The 15,497-nt window shown below is 45.1% G+C and carries 16 protein-coding genes; 12 read left to right on the top strand and 4 right to left on the bottom strand.

Going from position 1 to position 15,497, the window contains the following annotated elements; genetic code table 11:
* Positions 1 to 30 precede the first annotated feature (30 nt).
* On the bottom strand, positions 31 to 783 hold the full coding sequence (locus tag JN178_RS18485) for a sulfite exporter TauE/SafE family protein (protein ID WP_202262773.1): 753 nt from the start codon (positions 781 to 783) through the stop codon (positions 31 to 33).
* Positions 784 to 883: 100 nt separating this feature from the next.
* On the opposite strand from JN178_RS18485, the gene JN178_RS18480 reads away from it, so the two are divergent.
* The 9 genes from JN178_RS18480 to JN178_RS18440 all read left to right on the top strand — a co-directional run bounded on the left by JN178_RS18480 (position 884) and on the right by JN178_RS18440 (position 11,232).
* A complete protein-coding gene (locus JN178_RS18480) occupies positions 884 to 1,633 on the top strand; it encodes a GntR family transcriptional regulator (RefSeq protein ID WP_202262772.1) in 750 nt (249 codons plus the stop codon).
* Between the two features lie 291 nt (positions 1,634 to 1,924).
* Entirely contained in the window at positions 1,925 to 2,878 is a 954-nt protein-coding gene (locus JN178_RS18475) for an aldo/keto reductase (protein ID WP_202262771.1), read from the top strand.
* Between the two features lie 9 nt (positions 2,879 to 2,887).
* Complete coding sequence (locus JN178_RS18470) at positions 2,888 to 3,895, top strand: TauD/TfdA family dioxygenase (protein WP_202262770.1); 1,008 nt, start codon at positions 2,888 to 2,890, stop codon at positions 3,893 to 3,895.
* Positions 3,896 to 3,900: 5 nt separating this feature from the next.
* Complete coding sequence (locus JN178_RS18465) at positions 3,901 to 4,905, top strand: YeiH family protein (RefSeq protein WP_202262769.1); 1,005 nt, start codon at positions 3,901 to 3,903, stop codon at positions 4,903 to 4,905.
* A gap of 73 nt (positions 4,906 to 4,978) precedes the next feature.
* Positions 4,979 to 6,277: a sulfite oxidase gene (locus JN178_RS18460; RefSeq protein WP_202262768.1), complete on the top strand. Its 1,299-nt coding sequence runs from the start codon at positions 4,979 to 4,981 to the stop codon at positions 6,275 to 6,277.
* Positions 6,278 to 6,279: 2 nt separating this feature from the next.
* Positions 6,280 to 6,660 carry a hypothetical protein gene (locus tag JN178_RS18455; RefSeq protein WP_202262767.1) on the top strand — a complete coding sequence of 127 codons (381 nt, stop codon included), beginning with the start codon at positions 6,280 to 6,282 and terminating at the stop codon, positions 6,658 to 6,660.
* A 204-nt stretch (positions 6,661 to 6,864) separates the two neighbouring features.
* Positions 6,865 to 7,944 carry a methyl-accepting chemotaxis protein gene (locus tag JN178_RS18450; protein ID WP_202262766.1) on the top strand — a complete coding sequence of 360 codons (1,080 nt, stop codon included), beginning with the start codon at positions 6,865 to 6,867 and terminating at the stop codon, positions 7,942 to 7,944.
* Between the two features lie 48 nt (positions 7,945 to 7,992).
* Entirely contained in the window at positions 7,993 to 9,495 is a 1,503-nt protein-coding gene (locus tag JN178_RS18445; RefSeq protein ID WP_202262765.1) for a sensor histidine kinase, read from the top strand.
* A gap of 153 nt (positions 9,496 to 9,648) precedes the next feature.
* Positions 9,649 to 11,232 carry a methyl-accepting chemotaxis protein gene (locus tag JN178_RS18440; RefSeq protein WP_202262764.1) on the top strand — a complete coding sequence of 528 codons (1,584 nt, stop codon included), beginning with the start codon at positions 9,649 to 9,651 and terminating at the stop codon, positions 11,230 to 11,232.
* Positions 11,233 to 11,255: 23 nt separating this feature from the next.
* Here the strand turns inward: JN178_RS18440 and JN178_RS18435 are convergent, their stop codons facing one another.
* The 3 genes from JN178_RS18435 to JN178_RS18425 form a co-directional block, all read right to left on the bottom strand.
* Entirely contained in the window at positions 11,256 to 12,605 is a 1,350-nt protein-coding gene (locus JN178_RS18435) for an ABC transporter permease (RefSeq protein WP_202262763.1), read from the bottom strand.
* Positions 12,599 to 13,285 (bottom strand): ABC transporter ATP-binding protein, encoded by a 687-nt coding sequence (locus JN178_RS18430; protein WP_202266122.1) that lies wholly within the window; start codon positions 13,283 to 13,285, stop codon positions 12,599 to 12,601. Before JN178_RS18430 ends, JN178_RS18435 begins: the two co-directional genes overlap by 7 nt.
* A gap of 384 nt (positions 13,286 to 13,669) precedes the next feature.
* The gene (locus JN178_RS18425; RefSeq protein WP_014951121.1) at positions 13,670 to 13,957 is read right to left on the bottom strand and encodes a YebG family protein; all 288 of its coding nucleotides are present in this window, start codon (positions 13,955 to 13,957) and stop codon (positions 13,670 to 13,672) included.
* Positions 13,958 to 14,203: 246 nt separating this feature from the next.
* On the opposite strand from JN178_RS18425, the gene rpsF reads away from it, so the two are divergent.
* The 3 genes from rpsF to rplI are packed head-to-tail and all read left to right on the top strand — an operon-like array spanning position 14,204 to position 15,323.
* Positions 14,204 to 14,605: a 30S ribosomal protein S6 gene (gene rpsF / locus JN178_RS18420; protein WP_014951120.1), complete on the top strand. Its 402-nt coding sequence runs from the start codon at positions 14,204 to 14,206 to the stop codon at positions 14,603 to 14,605.
* Positions 14,606 to 14,616: 11 nt separating this feature from the next.
* The gene (rpsR, locus tag JN178_RS18415) at positions 14,617 to 14,844 is read left to right on the top strand and encodes a 30S ribosomal protein S18 (protein ID WP_012519954.1); all 228 of its coding nucleotides are present in this window, start codon (positions 14,617 to 14,619) and stop codon (positions 14,842 to 14,844) included.
* Positions 14,845 to 14,870: 26 nt separating this feature from the next.
* The gene (gene rplI, locus JN178_RS18410; protein ID WP_202262762.1) at positions 14,871 to 15,323 is read left to right on the top strand and encodes a 50S ribosomal protein L9; all 453 of its coding nucleotides are present in this window, start codon (positions 14,871 to 14,873) and stop codon (positions 15,321 to 15,323) included.
* Positions 15,324 to 15,497 lie beyond the last annotated feature (174 nt).

Raw genomic sequence — 15,497 nt, 5'->3', positions numbered from 1 at the left:
TGAAAAGACAATCGCCTATATGGATTGGTGTTAGGTAGGGGCATTTTGTACGATTAAAGTCAGGCCGCTGATAGCAAGCATAGCAAGGGCGATGGCGCGAACGGTTTTAGGTTCTACTTTAGCGGCAAGTAATCGACCAACGCGAGTAAAAATCAGGATGACCGGGATGGAACAAGCGCAGGCGATCACAACGTCATAAGTAGGTAGTGTGCCAAAAGGAACAATACATAGGCGAATAAGTGCGGTAACACTAAATACCGCTAATAACGTAAAGCGAATTTCGTTGATTGGCCAATTCTGTCTATAACACTGGAAAACAACAGGAGGGCCAAATGTCGAAAACAACCCGCCTAAAAGCCCGCCAACAGTGCCGGCTATCGCAAAACCAGAGTCTCGGCCAGAAGCGGGCGCTTTTGTTCTTTTAATCAAAAGCAACAAACAACAGCTGAGTATGGCAATACCGAGTAATAAGTTTAGCCAAGTTGTCATGTTGCTAGAGAGATACTCCAATAACGCATAGCCGACTGCCATAAATGGCACACCACTTAACAACATTATTGAGAAGGCACGCTTGTTCACTTGGTGTGTGTTCTTAATCACAAGCGATACAGAGTTAAATAGGCTCAAGAAACTGACTAAAAACGTGGTGGCTGTCAGCGGCATAATATTAAATAACGTAAAGCTAGATACTACCATCAAGCCAAACCCAAAGCCGCTAAGCGTTTGTAGTACGGTAGCGAGACCTAACAGGGCAAACATGGTCACGAGTGTTTCCAGTAGCATCTAGTGTAATTCCTACGATGTATGTGATTTAAATCAAAAATGCGCTATAACTCTTGTGTATGATATAACAACAGAATAATAAGCATTAGGTTACGGTTTCATGTCGACATCTCAATTTGACCACAAGCTTGGCGGTCCAAGTCTTGCTTTCCAGCCTTTGTACCAACAGGTTGCCGAGTATATAAAGCAACTTATTGTAGAGCGTAGGTGGCAACCTGGCGAGATGTTACCCAGTGAATTTAAACTTGCCGACGAATTTAAAGTGAGTCAGGGAACGGTGAGAAAGGCGCTTACGTTGCTCACTGATACAAAAATTGTGACCCGTCGACAAGGCGTCGGTACCTTCGTGTCTGAGCACACCGCCCAAGATGCACTCTTTCGCTTTTTTCCTCTGCAAGCTGATGGCAAAGGTGCTGACCTGCCAAAAGCAGAGTTGCTCAGTAAAGAACAAATTGAGCCTACTGAAGCAGTTCAAGAAGCGCTGGCTATTTCAGCAAAAGACAAAGTGATAAAGCTTAAGCGAAGACGTATTTTAGATAATGAATTCTGTATGTTAGAAACCATTTATCTACCAAGTAAGTTATTCGCCGATATTGATAAGCGCGAAGATATTCCGCATACGCTTTATCACTTCTACCAAACTGATTACAACCAAACCGTATTTAAAACGCGAGACAGTATCAAAGCTGTGCTGGCAACAAAGAGTGATGCAAAAAGCCTTTCTGTTGAAAAAGGTGCACCATTACTTTTAGTCACGCGCGTAACCGAATCTATCGACGGTAAGCTTATCGAGTATCGAGAGAGTAAATGCCGCACCGATCATTATCACTATCAAGTTGAGTTGGATTAACGCGTTCATCATTTCTTCAAAATGATTCTGTGTTTGTCTTTGATAAACGGCTGGTCAAATCCTATTGATTAGCCGAGTTATTCCTCTCTACCTACTCTCAGTCACATTCTATCGCCCAACAAGTTGTAGCTATCTAGGCTCCACTTGCGGCTTTTTGTCGTATCTCAATAAGTTTGTTAACACTTTGTTGACAATGTTTGGTCGCTATAATAACTTATGTCTTATACAAGACTAAAGTGTAGTGATAAACTTACTTTATCTCAACAACAGATAACTAAGGTTGAATACGCGATGGATAAAATACCAGAAGTAGGCTTTGGCTTTTGGAAAGTAGATAAGGCGATTTGTGCCGATACTGCTTATGAAGCGATTAAGGCGGGCTATCGCCATTTAGATTGTGCGTCTGATTATGGCAACGAGAAAGAGGTGGGTGCGGGTATTAAGCGCGCCATTGAAGATGGTCTTTGTACCCGAGATGAACTTTGGATAACGTCAAAGCTCTGGAACACCTTTCATGCGCCAGAGCATGTGGAGTTGGCACTAGACAAAACACTGGCTGATTTGCAGTTGGATTATCTTGATTTGTATCTTATCCATTTTCCTATAGCGCAAAAATTTGTCCCTATTGAGACACGCTACCCGCCAGAGTGGTTTGCCGACCCTGAGGCCGACGAGCCTAAGATGGAACTTGCCCCTGTCCCGCTTTATCAGACGTGGGGAGCAATGGAATCATTAGCTGATGCAGGTAAAGTAAAGCAGATTGGTGTGTGTAACTACAATACAGGCCTCATCCATGATCTTATGGCCTACGCGCGCATCAAGCCCGCTATGCTACAAATTGAATCACACCCTTACCTAACTCAAGAAAGGTTAATTCGCTTAGCCAAAGATTATGGCCTTGCTGTAACAGCGTTCTCACCACTTGGCGCTTTATCGTATTTGGAATTAGAAATGGCTGATCAAACCGAGTCTGTGTTAGAGCAGAGTGTCGTAAAAGCAGCGGCAAAGGCCCACGGTAAAACACCAGCGCAGATTGTGTTGCGTTGGGGGATTCAACGTGGCAATGCCATCATTCCTAAAACGTCGAAAGTTGAACGTATGAAAGAGAATCTTGCATTGTTCGATTTCACCCTTAGCGATGATGAAATGCAGGCAATTTCTGGATTGAACGTTAACCGCAGATTTAATGACCCAGGTCACTTCTGTGAAGCTGCTTTCAATCGCTTCCACCCTATTTACGACTAGGAGTAAAACATGAAAAACGTCAACCAGACCTCAAGTGTTGAGTATGCAAATGTCGCCACTCAGCATCATTACAATGATGATGTGTTTCCTCAAATCGTGGTAAATAACGGGCAATGCAAAACAGTGGCTGATACAGTGGCATTTGTAAACGCCAATCAAACTGAGCTAGAAGCCAAGCTTGCCAAGGCTGGAGCACTTCTGTTTCGCGGCTTCCCCATTGACTCCGCTGAGGCCTTTGACGTTTTTTCTGCTGGGTTTGGCTATCCAAATTTCACTTATCAAGAGTCTTTATCTAACGCGGTACGCATCAACTTTACCGAACGTGTTTTTACCGCCAACGAAGCGCCCAAAGACGTAGAGATTTTCCTGCATCACGAAATGGCGCAAACTCCCATTTCGCCCAGCAAGCTGTTTTTCTTTTGTCAGTCTGCTGCAGAGCAGGGCGGTGCTACGCCTCTTTGTCGTTCGGACAAATTGTTTGAAGCCCTAAAGGTAGAGAACCCATCACTTGCCAGCGATTTCAAAGAAAAAGGGTTGAAATACACCACAACAATGCCGGCTGCGAATGACGCTAATTCTGGCCAAGGTAGAAGTTGGAAAAGCACACTAAGTGTTGAGACACTTGAAGAAGCTGAAGCGAAACTACAAGAGTTAGGCTACAGCTGGCAGTGGCTGGAAGATGGAAGCTTAAGAGCGGTAACTCCTGTCTTACCTGCGGTGATCGAGTTAGATGATGGTGCTGAAGTGTTTTACAATCAGCTAATTGCTGCCTACATGGGGTGGAAAGGTGTTCGAGAAAAACCCTCGTCAGCCATTACATTTGGTGACGGCAGTGCTATTCCAAAAGACGGCTTAGAGCGAGTGTCTGAATTGGCAGAAGATTTTACCTTTGACCTAGAGTGGCAAGACGGTGATGTAGCCATTGTTGATAACTATCGCGCAATGCATGGTCGACGTCCCTATTCGGGCGAAAGAAAGCGCGTAGTTCTTGTGGCATTGGTAGCCTCAGAGCGATAATTGAAATGAATGACTTAGCCGTTAAGTGCAAAAATATTTGGCCGGGGTTGGGTATTGCAACCATTACAGGAATGGCAGCACTCTTTCTTAGTGAGCATTACAATGCGCCGGCCATGTTATTTGCGCTACTGCTAGGTATGGCAGTGTCGTTTCTTTATCAGAACGATACGCCGTGTGCGTGTGGCATTGATTTTACCGCCAGCACATTGTTGCGAGCCGGTGTTGTTTTACTGGGGCTGCGGATAGCGCTTGGCGATCTTGCAGTACTCGGCTGGCAAACTGCCTTAATGCTCGCTTTTGCAATTTTTACAACGATTGTTTTGGGTGTTTTTCTTGCAAAGTCGCTAGGCTTACAAAAACGCTTCGGGGCATTAACGGGTGGCTCTGTTGCCATTTGTGGCGCTTCTGCGGCTCTGGCGATATCCACTATTCTTCCTAAAGGCCAAAATCACGAGCGAGATACCTTACTGACCGTTATTGGTGTGACTGCCATGTCCACAATTGCCATGATTTTGTACCCCATTTTATCTGCTCAATTAGGCATGAACGATACCGACGCCGGCATATTTCTTGGGGGCACCATTCACGATGTCGCCCAGGTGGTCGGCGCGGGTTATTCAGTGTCTGATAGTGCTGGTGATATGGCGACACTGACAAAGTTAGTTCGCGTCGCGATGCTGATGCCGGTGGTACTTATCATGATGTTGGTGATTAAACGCTTTTATAAAGCAGACGCCAATGCGGGTGAGGGGGATATTCCCAAAATGCCAATGTTTCTTGTTGGCTTTATCTTATTGATGCTGTTGAACAGTTTTGTGTCCTTGCCCACTGTGGTGGTTGAAACCGGTACACAGGTCTCTCGCTTTTTTTTGGTGGTATCGATAACCGCTATTGGCATGAAATCTAATTTAGGAAAGCTGGCCGAAGTTGGCGTCTTACCCATCGTTATGATTATCACAGAAACGCTTTGGATAGCGTTACTCATTCTGGGTTATTTGTTTCTAATTTAGGCGTTTTGGCGCCCACAATAAGCGTGGTGTTTACCACACTGTCATTGTGGTGTTTGGTTAAGAGGTGTGAGTGATGAAAAAGCGCGGTCTTCATGAGCTTTATGCTGAAAATCCTATAGAAGCTGACAAAGCTGTTTTTGGCAGAACAAGTGATACGTTAACACGTAGAGGATTTCTCTCGGGACTAAAAGGGTTATCTATTTTACTTGGGGCCGAAGTGGTATACGGACGCTTTATGCCAGCAGGTCTTATTCCCGCTGCGTTTGCCCAAAGTGACTCGCCATTTACGATTGAAGGTAAGGAAGGATTAGTTGTACTCAATGACCGACCTGTCAATGCAGAAACGCCCGCGCATTTACTTGACGATGCGGTTACGCCTGCAAAACACTTTTTCGTGCGCAACAACGGCATAGTGCCACCAAACCCCAATGCCAATTCATGGTCACTTACAATCGAAGGGGAATCTGCAAAGCAGTCGCGAACCTTCACCCTTGACGAGTTGAAAGCCGAATTTACGCATTACACCTATCAACTTACATTAGAGTGTGGTGGCAATGGTCGTGCAGAATTCTCTCCCGCTGCAACAGGTAATCAGTGGACAACGGGAGCGGTAGGGTGTCCTAGATGGACGGGAGTTCGTTTGAAAGACGTTCTACAGGCTGTCGGTGTAAAAGAAGATGCAGTGTACATTGGCTACTACGGAGACGATCAGCACTTGAGTCGCACACCAGGGAAAGCAGCAATATCCCGAGGTGTACCTATTCATAAAGCCATGGAAGATGAGTCGTTAATAGCGTGGGAAATGAATGGTGAGCCCTTACCGCTGATGAATGGCTACCCGCTGCGATTGGTGTTTGGCGGCTGGCCCGCTTCAACTTCCGGAAAGTGGCTTAAAAAAATAGTCGTACGCAATAAAGTTCACGACGGCGCGAAAATGCTTGGTAAAGCCTACCGCGTCCCGTGCAAACCTGTAGCGCCGGGTGCGTCTGTTGCCGACGAAGACATGTGTATTATTGAAGCGATGCCGGTGAAATCGCTCATCACTTTCCCTCAATCAGGAAGTACCCACAATGTGTCTGAACCACTGAAAATAAGAGGGCATGCATGGTGTGGTGAGAGTGCGGTAGATAACGTACACGTGTCTATCGACTTTGGGCAAACGTGGCAAGCTACTACCTTGACCGCCCCGGTAAATAAACACGCATGGCAACACTTTGACGCTAAGCTTCGCTTTCCTCAGCAAGGGTATTACGAGGTGTGGGCGAAAGCTGTAGATAAGCAAGGTAAAGCGCAACCCATGGTGTTACCAGGATGGAACCCTAAAGGGTATTTGAATAATGCATGTCACCGTATAGCACTTAAAGTGGTGTAGGCATGACTTTTCGCATTCTTTCCTATGTTTGTACATTAACGCTGTGTTTACTGTCCCCGTCAGTGCATGCTGTGGCCGCCGACAACAGCGCGGAGATAGTCAATTCAACCCAAAGCATCGACCCTCAATCTGGGCTTGTAGTAGCTAAGGGTATGAGTCTGGTTCAAGCCCACTGCAGTGCGTGTCACTCACCATCACTTATCACGCAAAACGCTATGAGCAGAGAACGTTGGCTGGAAACCATACGTTGGATGCAAGAAACCCAAAAGTTGTGGCCACTGGGCGATGCAGAAGAAGATATTCTCGATTATTTGTCGACATGGTATGGCCCTAAAGTTTCTGCGAGACGTCCACCTCTAGTCCCCCATCTTTTGCCGAAATAAATTGTCAGCTTTTTCTTATCTTTGCCGATAAACGATAACACGCTCTAATTATTACTGGCTTTCCTTGTTATTTTTTTGTTACTAATAACAATTGCAAAGCTCAAATGTTCTAATAACTCTACTTCAGACTAATGGTTAAGTTACTCATAATTCTGTTAATCTGACTAGTAGTACTTATAACGACAACAATACTGGTAAATACTTATGTTTGTTTCTCGCAGTAAATATGAAGAAAAAGAAGCGCAGGTTCGTCAGCTAGAAGCGCGCGTACAAGACGCTATGGACAAAGTTGCAGCGTTAGAAGCAGAAAATGCTGAGCTTTTGGCATCTGTTGAATCGGCTGCGCAAAAAAGCGTGCAGAACGATTCTGTTGTGATGAAATGTGCGGTAGATGCGTTGTCGCAAATGGCAGGTATCCGCGAAACTGTGTTGGCCACATATGAACGCATAGATGCTGAGAATCAATCTAGTGCCGACATTAATGACATTTTTAGCTCGTCAGCAGCCACGTTAAAGAAAATTGTGAGTGACATGAGCGGTCTTAATGTTCAAATGGGCAGCATGAGCGAACGTATTTCTGGCCTGTCGACAACGGCTGACAACATCAATAAATTTGTAACCACAATTACCAGTATTTCTGACCAAACAAACCTACTTGCACTTAATGCGGCAATTGAAGCGGCGCGAGCTGGTGATGCAGGCCGTGGGTTTAGTGTTGTGGCAGATGAAGTACGAGCACTTGCTACTGAAACCAATAAGTCGGCAACAGAAGTATCTGAACTCGTTAACGGCATCATCCAGTCAACGTCAAAAGCGGTATCAGGTGTTAATGAATTACGTGGTAACAATGAGCAGCTTGAGGCTGGTATCAATGAGCTGAACGGTAGCTATGAAAGCATGGTTCAGCATTGTGACAGCATGAAAAACACCATTAACGATGGCGCGTTGAGCACATTTATTCAAACTGTGAAGCTTGATCACGTTGTGTGGAAAGCCGACGTATATGCGGTGTTGTGTGGCTACAGCCAAAAAGCGGTATCTGACTTTGGCGATCATACAAGCTGTCGTCTTGGCCGTTGGTATAGTGAAAATTCAGGCAAGCCAGTTTCACAGAACGCTGCATTTAGAGAGTTGGAAGCGCCGCATGCAGCAGTTCACAAACACGGTATCGCTGCTATGCAAGCAAAACTTAATGGCAATACTGCCGAGGCTGATGCCAAGCTCTTAGAAATGGAGCAGGCCAGTCATCGTGTGATGGCATTGCTAGATAGGTTGGCAGGCTAACATACTGGGGCGCATCGGCTGATGCGCCATTGACTAAAGGGGCTTTGAGTGAGTGGTTCCTATTCTGCAGAGCAAGAGAGAATTGCTTCGCTTGAAGCTCGGGTCAATTCGTTAGAGCGTCAGCTAAAACGTCAAAAAATTGCACGAAAAAATGCAGAGTCCTTTCTAGAAAGTTATTCTCAAGATGCCTATCTGGCAAATCAAGCGCTTCGCAAGTCGCTAAGCGACTCGAAAAAGCGAGAGCGTGAACTTCTTTATCTCAATCGCACCGCAGCAGAACTTACCAAGTCGCAGAGCTCTAAGGGGTTTATTCATTCTGCATTGTCATCTGCGGTTGAATTCAGTGGCGCTTATTGTGGCAAAGCTCTCATTGTTAAGGATAAAAAAATCGTTGTCGGAGATGACGACAGCATCTTAATGGGCAAAGGTAAGTGGCAAAGCAATACTGACATTAGCGCATTGTTTCGCGAGACATTGCCTTTACATTTAGAGGAAAGCTATGAGCACTGGTGTATCAGTGTGGTAGAGAGGCCTGACACTAAACAAGAGGCTCGCGTGTTGCATTTTATGCACGAGGTAACTAAGGGGGAATTTGCCTGGTTAGCCTTGTTGACCAACGATGATAGCCTTGATGAAGAAATGTTATTTGTGCTGGACACCACAAAGCACTACATCAACTTTAACTCTCGTTATCAAAGTAAAAAAAGTTTGCTTACCCATCAGCAAGATGAACTGAGCTCTATCAAAAAAGATCGTGATTCATTGGAAGCGAGATTAGTTAGTGCAGACAAGATGGCAATGTTAGGACAACTTGCCGCAGGTATAGCTCACGAAATTAATAATCCTATCGGTTACGTAAGAAGTAACACTGTTGTAGCTAAGGAGATTTTCAACGACTATCAACATGCATTAGAGGACATAGGCAGACTATGTAACGAGGCCGGGGGCGTGCTAAAGGATAAGTTTCACGAATGTGAAAAAGGCTACTCGTTAAAGGAGAGTGCAGCTGAGATAAAGGAAATGTTTGATGAGTCGCTAGAGGGTATTGAGCGCATCATTGAAATAGTGAAAGCGCTGAGAAGTTTCTCCTACCCGGGCTCTGGAAAACACGTGAAGTTAAGTGCCATTGAGTCTATGAATTCAGCCATGAAACTCACCAACAATCTACATCGCTATAAAAACCAAGTGTCATTGGTGGCCGAGCACGGCGATGTGGCATTTATGGGAAATGCCGGGCAGATTCAGCAAGTGTTAGTGAATTTTTTAACTAACGCTATTTACGCAACTCCGGAAGGAAAGCATATCTATCTAAAAGTTGAAAAGCGTGTTGATAAAGCACTACTCATCGTCGAAGATGAAGGAATAGGTATGTCTGACGATGTCTTGCAGAAAGTGTTTACGCCTTTTTTTACCACCAAACCGCCCGGTGATGGCACCGGGCTAGGCATGTCCATTTCCATGACCATAGTTGAAGAACACAATGGCGAAATTTGTATACAAAGTGAAGAAGGTAAGGGCACGCAAATAACGCTTATTTTGCCATTAGTCTAAAGTATAAAGTGCTTGCTATAACTCTCTGAAAAATAGTAACGTTCTACGATTTTTCGTTTTGGCTAGACGTGTCGGTTTTTTGATCTAGTCTTAACAAGGTACATGTTCAGTTTTCTGATGGAATATGACATTGCTGAACGGAGAGAGCATTTTATGAGAAACAACCAGCCGGTTACCCAAAAAGAATATAAATTCCCCAAACATCACAGGCTGATTTCGTCGACCGATAAACGCGGTGTTATTAAGCATTGTAACCAAGAATTTATTGAAGCGAGTGGATACTCCCGGGACGAACTTATCGGGAAAAACCACAACTTGATCCGTCACCCAGATATGCCCCCCCCTGTTTTCAAAGAGATGTGGCGTACACTGGAATCAGGCCAAAGCTGGCTTGGATTAGTAAAGAATAGACGTAAAAACGGCGACCATTATTGGGTGTCGGCGTTTGTAACACCCGTTTACGAAGGTAACAGTATTTCAGGCTACGAGTCAGTTCGTGTTCCTGCACTTGAAGGCGAAATAGCACGTGCAAGTGAAGTGTACGCCCGCTTACAAAGTGGCAAATCGCCTATTCCTGCCACGACACAGCTAAGTCAAATGATAGGCCGTTTGTGGCCAACGTTGTTGATAGGTGTGTTACTGGTCATATCGTTAGGCGCGACCAGTGGACTAATGCCAGCACTAATTGCATTGGGCGCACTTCTCATATCTACTTTTGCCCAAGATGCAAAATCGCGCAGCGAGTGGAATGGGGTACTTTCATTGAGCCCTGAAAGCTACAGCAACGACATTGTGGCGCAAACTTATTTTCCTGATGCGAAACACGTGGCGCAAGCTAAATTGGCCCTTGGTTGCGAGCTTGCAAGGACGCGAACGGCGCTAACGCGTATTAAAGACGCTTCTGCTGGGTTGGAAGCCATTTCAAATACGACGCATGAGCAAGCTGAAAGTACAAGTGCGGCGGTCGTTCAGCAAAATCAAGCGACACAACAAATAGCCTCTGCGGTAACGCAAATGAGCCAAGCTATACAAGAAGTCGCTGAGCGAGTAGAGAGTAACGCAAAAAGTGCGCGCTCTGCCGCTGAAAATGTCAGTACTGGTAATCAAAAAGCCGAAGAGGCTATGCAGGCCATTGTCTCATTGAGAAAAGCGGTTGAGTCGATCTCGGAAACCGTCACAGAGCTAGCGCAATCCACCAGCGACATCGGCGAGGCAGCCAACATAATTTCTACCATTGCTGAGCAGACAAACTTACTTGCACTAAATGCAGCCATTGAAGCAGCGCGCGCAGGCGAACAAGGTCGAGGCTTCGCTGTGGTAGCGGATGAAGTACGTACGCTGGCATCAAAAACCCGTGAGTCTACCGACAAAATTCACAATATAATCAGCGAGCTTGCCGAACGCTCAGACCGAGCCGTTCGCGTATCCACAGAAGGACTAGCGTCTGCTGAGCACGGCAGTAATATTGTTGAAGAAACCCGAGGAGCCCTGTTTGAAATCAACAATGCGGTTAAAGGGATAGCCGATGCCACCGTTGAAATGTCATCTGCTGTTGAAGAGCAAAGTACGGTGGCCGAACATATAAACCAACAACTCGTAGAAGTTGCTGATGGTGCAGCGGAAACGCAGCGTTCTTCTGAAGCGTCACTGGCAGCAAGTAACGACTTGAAAAACACGGTTAATCAAGTTCATGAGCTCATTTTACGTTTTAGTACCAACAAGCGCGTAGGCGAATAACTTGAATAGGCGGGGCAACCCGCCTATTTGCTATTTAGACCTGCATGTAAGCCACGTCTATAAGCGGCAATTGCTGGGAATAATGAAACGATATAAGTACTAACAAGCACAAGTGAGCCGATAATTGCACTGCTTTGACCAAAAAGTTGCCCAGTGATGAACAAACCATATTCACTGCTAAGCCATGGCTTTATCGCTGTGATTAGCCCCGCTACCAAAACTACACTGAGTATCAGACTGACAAGCGTAATAAATAGCGCTTCCAATTGAATAAGCAGTAATAAAGTAAAAGGCCCAGCGCCAATAGTGCGTAGCACGGCTATTTCTTGATAGCGCTCGCGCATACTCGCCAATAGCATTGTTGCTAAACCAACTAACGCACTAATCACAATGATAGATGATAAGCCTAGCAGCAAGGCTTCGATATTCCCCATAATTTGCCATAACTCAGCAAGCGCCATACCCGGTAAAATTGCCATTAACGGTGTGTTGTTATTCTGATTTAATTGGTATTGCAGTTGAAGCGCGGTAACACGGTTTTTTAGCCCCAACATAACCACAGACACTTGCTGTGGTGCGAACTCATTACTGTTGTAGCGAATTTCAGTTGCGCCATGTTTAGTTATATTACTCTCATCATGCTCATGCTCATGCTCATGCTCATGCTCATGCTCATGCTCATGCTCATCGAGTTTGGGCTTGCTAATAGAACGCATTGAACTATTTTTGCCCCCAGTTTGGTGGCTGTGCGCTTTTTCTAACCCTTCAAGGGTAACATAAACGGCCTTATCGACAGGTGTGCCTGTCTTTTCAAGGACCCCAGCTATGACAAATGGGTGGGTATCGTGATTATTGAACGACACGTTACCCAAGCCATGGGATATTACGATTTTGTCGCCTACCTTATAGCCGAGCGTTTGCGCAATATCGGCACCTACCACGGTAGACAGAGGTTGGGTGAAGTTGCTTCCATGGGCGAAAGCAAGCGCTTGCTTATCACCATACTTAAAGTGCGTAAAAAATTGATTGTTTGTGCCTATAACACGAAACCCTTTGTGGGTGTCGCCCAAAGACAATGGAATTATCCATGCCACTTGCTTGTTCGACTCAAGCGATGCAACGCTATTCCATGGGATCCCTTTAGATGGTGTGCCAACGTTGAAAACCGACGAAAGTAACAAATTAAGCTGCCCGCTTGGTGCGCCAACAATTAAGTCAACACCCGAGACCGTGCGTGTGAAGCTGGTTTTAACTTGAGTACGCACAATATCAACCGTGAGCAAAAGACAAACGCTAATGGTGATACTTAACAGGGTCAGCAATGCGGTGTGCTTGCGTCGTTTTAAACTCGCTAGTGCAATTGTCGTTAGCATTGACCCGCTCCTTCACCCGCATTACCCTGCCTTTTAGTGCTGCTGGCAAGTAGTTCCTTAATGTCTAAATGCGTTTTGAAATAGGCGGCCATTGCTGGATCGTGACTGACAAACAATAAGGTGCTGTCTTTTGCAACTTCTTTAAGTAAAGACATGAAACTATCTCGCGCGGCTACATCTAACGCAGACGTTGGTTCATCTACAACTAAAATTTGTGGCGCGTTGACAAGTGCTCGTGCAATAGCGACGCGTTGTTGCTGTCCAATGCTCAAAGCATCAGCTTGTGTGCTTAACACATTATTGGGTAATTGGAGCTTTTCGATTAAGCGTTGAATTTTCTGGCTGAGGGCGTCACTACCTAATGTGTTTTTGGCAAAGTAAGCAGCAGCACGAATATTTTGTTCGACTGTTAGATAGGGAATTAAATTGAACTGTTGAAATACAACACCGATATGCTGTGCCCTAAAATTATCTCGCTGACGATTTGATAATGTTGAAAATGGGCGGTCGAGTAAGGATATTTCGCCACTTGTTGGTGTGAGTGTGCCGCTTAGTAAGTTGAGCAATGTACTTTTACCACTGCCTGAGGGGCCCGAGAGAAAAATATGTTCGCCCTCTGCAACTTGCCATTTGTCTATGGCCAGTATTGGTGACACTGATTTGTTGTAAGCAAACCGCATCTGGTTTACTTCGATGGCTGGCGCGTTGTGGACTATCGGCAATTCGTTTTCTATCACACTCTTTTAAACCCGTTATTTCTGACAACCTAATAGCAGTGAACTAAAGCGCTTTTAGCTTAGCACTATGTTTTTCAGCTCGCTCAAATTACAGCGTGTTCTCAATACCATATGGCAAAACCACACAGCTAAACCACAAGGCCAAATCACAAGAATAAACCATAAAAGCCGTGTAAAAAATAATAAAGGTTTGGACCTAAGCGCTGTAGTCGCGTTATGTTATCAAATAACAATCGCGACTACAGTATCAGATAAGTTTTTGCTCGCAGAAACGAGTTAAGTTGTCGAGTGCAGCTTTGTATTTTGGGTGTGTTCTAGCTTAAAACGTTAACCATTAGCCTGTAGCTTCACCACTTCTGCGCTTTCGTCTTCTAACACGCTTTCTGCAGTAGCACCTTTAAAGATTTTGCTAATTTTATCTTTGTTTTTTGACAGCATAATTGTCAGTTCTTCCACTACGCTGTCATCTAGCTTGATGCCCTTCGCATGAATGTAGTCGGCAAGGTTGTCTGCTGCGTCGAGCATTTTGTCGTACTGATCGGCTTCTTTTTTGTCGGTAGTTACCAATTTTTCTACCCCTTTGTGCGTAACAACATACTGTGTGGTAATGGCCATGGTAGGTCCCCTGTTTATTAAAGACGCAAAAACTGTACAGTAATTTACTGTATAAATAAACAGTATTTTAATTAAATGTTTGAGTTTTAGTAGTGAGAGAAGGGTAACAAGCCGTTTTAAAGGTGATTAATGCTTGTGCAATTGGTAACCGCTGCGTATAATGCGCGCCCTTACAGCCATCCCAATTCGTTCCTTGTCTCCATACAGTCGGCTGTACTGTCGAGGCTACAACCGTAAGGAGCTATAATGCGTCATTACGAAATCGTATTTATGGTTCACCCTGATCAGAGTGAACAAGTACCTGGTATGATCGAGCGTTATACCACAATCCTAAAGCAAGACGGTGGTCAGATTCATCGTTTAGAAGATTGGGGCCGTCGTCAACTGGCTTACCCAATTGAAAAGCTGCACAAAGCCCACTACGTACTAATCAATGCTGAAGCGTCTGCAGAAGCTGTTGATGAATTGGAAAATGCTTTCCGTTTCAACGACGTGATCCTACGTAACATGGTTATGCGCACTAAGACTGCTGTGACTGAGCCTTCTCCAATGATGAAAGAAGAGCCTCGTCGTGAGCGTCGTGACGATTCTGCTCCTCGCCAAGACCGCGCGGAAAAGAAAACTGAAACCACTGAAGACAACGCTTAAGGAGATCACCCATGGCTCGTTTTTTCAGACGTCGTAAGTTCTGCCGTTTCACTGCAGAAGGTGTGACTGAAATCGATTACAAAGATATCGCTACTCTTAAGAACTACATCACTGAGAGCGGTAAAATTGTCCCTAGCCGTATTACTGGTACAAGCGCAAAATATCAGCGTCAGCTGTCTTCTGCGATCAAGCGCGCACGTTTCCTTGCGTTGCTTCCGTACACTGATTCACACAAGTAATTTGGCGAAAATAAGGGTTAGCTAAGATGAATATCATCCTACTAGATAAAATCGCCAACCTTGGCGGCCTGGGCGACCAAGTGACTGTAAAGTCTGGTTACGCTCGTAACTTCCTTTTCCCACAGGGTAAAGCGGTTCCTGCAACTAAAGACAACGTTGAAAAGTTCGAAGCACGTCGTGCTGAACTTGAAGCGAAAATTGCTGAGCAACTAGCTGCTGCTAACGCACGCGGTGAGAAAATTGCTGAGCTTGCTGAAGTTACAATCGCAGCACCAGCTGGTGACGAAGGTAAACTGTTTGGTTCTGTTGGTACTCGTGACATCGCTGATGCAATCACTGCAGCTGGCGTTGAAGTACAAAAAGCAGAAGTTAAACTACCTACTGGTACTCTTCGTGAGACTGGTGAGTATGACATCGACTTACAACTTCACTCTGACGTTATCACTTCAATCAAAGTGATCATCATTGCTGAAGCGTAATCGCTGACGTATTTGAAAAAGCCGCTCTTTTGAGCGGCTTTTTTGTGCCTGTTTGTCATTACGCGCTGATACTCGTATGTCATACGGCTGCGTTAAATGTAACAAATTAATTACAATCTCGACCAATAACCTAAAATCCAAGTCCACTTATCTGCGATAAATAGCGGTTTTTAA

The sequence above is a fragment of the Alteromonas sp. KC3 genome (assembly GCF_016756315.1).
Classification (GTDB): domain Bacteria; phylum Pseudomonadota; class Gammaproteobacteria; order Enterobacterales; family Alteromonadaceae; genus Alteromonas.
This window is presented reverse-complemented; position numbering and strand designations above follow the sequence as displayed.

Coding starts and splice junctions, on each gene's coding strand:
- rpsF (WP_014951120.1), top strand. CDS start 14,204: ATGCGTCATTACGAAATCGTATTTATGGTTCACCCTGATCAGAGTGAA.
- JN178_RS18435 (WP_202262763.1), bottom strand. CDS start 12,605: ATGCTAACGACAATTGCACTAGCGAGTTTAAAACGACGCAAGCACACC.
- JN178_RS18440 (WP_202262764.1), top strand. CDS start 9,649: ATGAGAAACAACCAGCCGGTTACCCAAAAAGAATATAAATTCCCCAAA.
- JN178_RS18470 (WP_202262770.1), top strand. CDS start 2,888: ATGAAAAACGTCAACCAGACCTCAAGTGTTGAGTATGCAAATGTCGCC.
- JN178_RS18425 (WP_014951121.1), bottom strand. CDS start 13,957: ATGGCCATTACCACACAGTATGTTGTTACGCACAAAGGGGTAGAAAAA.
- JN178_RS18450 (WP_202262766.1), top strand. CDS start 6,865: ATGTTTGTTTCTCGCAGTAAATATGAAGAAAAAGAAGCGCAGGTTCGT.
- JN178_RS18455 (WP_202262767.1), top strand. CDS start 6,280: ATGACTTTTCGCATTCTTTCCTATGTTTGTACATTAACGCTGTGTTTA.
- JN178_RS18475 (WP_202262771.1), top strand. CDS start 1,925: ATGGATAAAATACCAGAAGTAGGCTTTGGCTTTTGGAAAGTAGATAAG.
- rpsR (WP_012519954.1), top strand. CDS start 14,617: ATGGCTCGTTTTTTCAGACGTCGTAAGTTCTGCCGTTTCACTGCAGAA.
- rplI (WP_202262762.1), top strand. CDS start 14,871: ATGAATATCATCCTACTAGATAAAATCGCCAACCTTGGCGGCCTGGGC.
- JN178_RS18485 (WP_202262773.1), bottom strand. CDS start 783: ATGCTACTGGAAACACTCGTGACCATGTTTGCCCTGTTAGGTCTCGCT.
- JN178_RS18430 (WP_202266122.1), bottom strand. CDS start 13,285: ATGCGGTTTGCTTACAACAAATCAGTGTCACCAATACTGGCCATAGAC.
- JN178_RS18480 (WP_202262772.1), top strand. CDS start 884: ATGTCGACATCTCAATTTGACCACAAGCTTGGCGGTCCAAGTCTTGCT.
- JN178_RS18460 (WP_202262768.1), top strand. CDS start 4,979: ATGAAAAAGCGCGGTCTTCATGAGCTTTATGCTGAAAATCCTATAGAA.
- JN178_RS18465 (WP_202262769.1), top strand. CDS start 3,901: ATGAATGACTTAGCCGTTAAGTGCAAAAATATTTGGCCGGGGTTGGGT.